Origin of the sequence: Sphingobium sp. ba1, assembly GCF_000743655.1 — a bacterium.
Classification (GTDB): Bacteria; Pseudomonadota; Alphaproteobacteria; order Sphingomonadales; family Sphingomonadaceae; genus Sphingobium.
On record NZ_JPPQ01000006.1, the window covers coordinates 292,885 to 295,851 of the forward strand.

The 2,967-nt window shown below is 54.7% G+C and carries 4 protein-coding genes; 2 read left to right on the forward strand and 2 right to left on the reverse strand.

The genetic code is table 11. The features are described 5' to 3' along the window. A partial coding sequence (locus IL54_RS22545) for a site-specific integrase (protein WP_193378797.1) occupies positions 1–1,419 on the forward strand: 1,419 nt, incomplete at its 5' end. Positions 1,420–1,543: 124 nt separating this feature from the next. Next, positions 1,544–1,792, forward strand: a complete 249-nt coding sequence (locus tag IL54_RS23835) for a hypothetical protein (protein WP_156106039.1) — start codon at positions 1,544–1,546, stop codon at positions 1,790–1,792. A gap of 111 nt (positions 1,793–1,903) precedes the next feature. On the opposite strand, the gene IL54_RS01630 is transcribed toward IL54_RS23835, so the two are convergent. Continuing rightward, positions 1,904–2,260, reverse strand: coding sequence for a hypothetical protein (locus IL54_RS01630; RefSeq protein WP_037472431.1), 357 nt, complete (start codon positions 2,258–2,260; stop codon positions 1,904–1,906). Between the two features lie 270 nt (positions 2,261–2,530). Further along, positions 2,531–2,863 (reverse strand): hypothetical protein, encoded by a 333-nt coding sequence (locus IL54_RS01635; RefSeq protein WP_237748747.1) that lies wholly within the window; start codon positions 2,861–2,863, stop codon positions 2,531–2,533. Positions 2,864–2,967 lie beyond the last annotated feature (104 nt).

The following is a 2,967-nucleotide window of genomic DNA, read 5'->3' on the forward strand; positions in this document are numbered from 1 at the left end:
CGTCTACACAATCGACCAACTGGGCTGTGTCAGAAGCGAGGCATTTTCCATTACCGACGACGCGTTCCTGCCGATCTCCTCACCATCTGGAACGGATGTGAAGTCTGGCGGTCGCTGGATACTGATAGTCTCAAAACAGCGCTTAGGCGCATCCATCGGGTCGCAGCGCAGGTCGAAGCGCGGTTTGAAAAGGTGCGCGAAGACGCTGGACACACCGTCGATCCAACTTTAATTTTTTCGCCCGGTGAAGGTGCTCTGGCATGGAAACCGTCAGACACAGCTTGTCCTCGATCCGTAGTATTAGAGCCACCGTCGATCATTAGGACCATCGGAGACGTCTACGATCGCTACATTGCCGATCCCAAGCATGCTTGGAGCAAGCGAACTGCGATTGCGCACACCACCACTCGGAAATGGGTTGTCGAAGCTTTCGGCGAAGCGACATCTTTAAATGAAATCACGCGAGAGGCGTGCCGAGAATTTGTCGAACTCCTTCGGAACATGCCTGCCCATGCCGACAAGCGCTTTCCTAAACTTCCCATGCGTGAGGCAGTGGCAGCAGCCAAGTTGTCAGGTGAGCAGCGTCTCATCAACGCCGCCAATGTTAACGCCTATATCAACCGGTTCGGAGGGGTGATGAACTGGGCGATGAATGAGGGATACATTGATCGAAATCCACTGAAGGGGCTCAAGCTTACCGACCCAGTTAAGAAACGGGACAAACGCCGCCCGTTCTCGACCGGCCAGCTTACGCGAATTTTCACCGCACCTCTCTATGTTGGATGTTTGGACGATGAGCGAGGTTATGCTGTGCCGGGTGAGCAGCGTCCTCGGCGCGGGCGCTTCTGGCTTCCACTCCTCGCTCTTTTCGGCGGTCTTCGGGCAAATGAAGGTGCGCAGCTCGAGGTGTCTGACGTGCAGTGGATCGATAACATTCCATGTTTGCGTATCGCGGAGGGATGGAGCCAAACCGGAGATGAAAAGCGGGTCAAGACGGGGGCCAGCGAACGTATTGTGCCGATTCATGATGCGCTCGTCAGCTTTGGCTTTCTGGCGTTCGTCGAGGCGCAGCGAGTGCATGGCGAGACAAATTTGTTTCCCGAGCTGCCAATTGGACATCTTGGCTATCGCTCGACTGGATTGTCGCGATGGTTCGCACGCTTCCTGATTGGCGCTGATGCGGCAGGTCCATTGACCTGCTTTCATTCCTTCAGGCACAATTTTAGAGATGGCTTGCGGGAATCAAAAGTGGACCGAGACATCGCCCTGCTGTTGGGTGGCTGGACAACCGACGGCAAAGGAACGGCAATCGCTGATAACTATGGCAGCGGATATAGCGCATCGACATTGGCGGAGGCATTAAATACCGTTCGATATCCTACCCTCGATTTGTCCCACCTGAAGGTAGGCAGCAATTGATGTGAGAGCCATTTCAAACAAGGAAGCTGACGGGTGGAACCGACCACAGCAGGGCGTTTATCTTGCTTGCCGCGTTGCCCACAAGCAGACATGATCGCAGCGTGTTGATTGAGAGGACGTAAGCGTGACGGAAGGGTGGATCGCCCTATTTGTTCCCCTCCTGCTCTGGGCGCAGGTGGTTTGGGCATCGCCATTCCTTAAAACCTATCGCCATAAGCATTCGGCAATTTTGGCCGTCGCCGCCGGAATGGTGATGTTTGCCGCTCTGTCTTCCAGTCCAACCTACTTCATGCCGCTGTTCATTATAGGCGTAGCAACAATGGTGGCTACGTTCGTGGTTTTGTTATGGCCAAAGAAAACAGCGGAACCATAGCGGAAGGCACACTGACGACCATTTTTCGTCATTCGGTTGTGATCATGCGTATCTCTGAACCGGCCGCTCATCGATTGGTAGGTCGCAGGCTGAATGAGCAAATCTGAGTGGCTAGCTGCCGTTCCCTTCCCGTCGGAATTCGTATGTGACGGTGCCGCCATCCAACTCAATGGTTTCTGGTATCGCGCTGTCATCGAGGCGCAGATACATTTGATTTTTGGATCGGTCGGAGAATATCAGTTTGCCACCGGTCACTCCAACATACTCCGCTGGCAAGATATACCGCCCAACCTTGTCGTGCTCGACAACGTAGCTAACACGCTGATCTTTACCGAAGGTCAACTCGCCGTTTCGTAGCCTGAGCGAGCCACAGCAGGCATTGGCATAGATGCCGTTGGCCGTGCCGATCGGTAGCCTTGGCGGGAACGCCCACCAGTAAAGCGGTATCCCGACGAATACGGCAGCCACCGCTGTGGTCCGAAAAAGAGTTGTCTTGCTCACAAAAAGATAATGGCCCAACCGCTGACGGGGTCAACGTTCGTTATGAGGGCGATTGCTGCCGAATGACCTTATCCCAAGCCGCGTCAGCTATCATCGGCTATCTCACCAAAAGCCGACCCTCCGCTTCCCACCCACGATCATCCTTCAGCAGGCCGATCTGGCCTCGATCGTCGTGACAGCTGCCCGTCCGGTTTCCGGCGAAAGAGCGGGCCAGATAAAATCGACCAATTTTGTCGTTCAATGGACGAAAATGTAGAGCGTTCCGGGAGCAGCCATCAGGCAAATTATTGACCAATGTTTCCATGTCAGGCGTTCAGCCTTTCGGAAACCCAAGGCGACACCGAAGGCGGTCATGCCAAATAGGAGCAGCATGCCCCTCAGGATGTTGGCGTTCTCGGAGTGGTCCAGCACACCGATAACAATAGCTGAACTGACGGCCATAAGGCCGCTCAGAAATAGGGAGCCTAGGACCACTATACGGATCATAGCGCCCCAAGCCTGCGCTTGTTCGTATTTGTTCGGGCTCATCGGACCAGCATAGCATAAGAATAATTGGCCGGAAAACTGCATGGTCCGCCATCACCCTTCGCGGGCATCAACGATCTCAGAATCGTGTGAGAACGGCGGAGCAATATTCGACCACGGTAGCGGCGGGATAGTCCTGCTGCGGGCGG

Coding starts and splice junctions, on each gene's coding strand:
- IL54_RS01635 (WP_237748747.1), bottom strand. CDS start 2,863: ATGCAGTTTTCCGGCCAATTATTCTTATGCTATGCTGGTCCGATGAGC.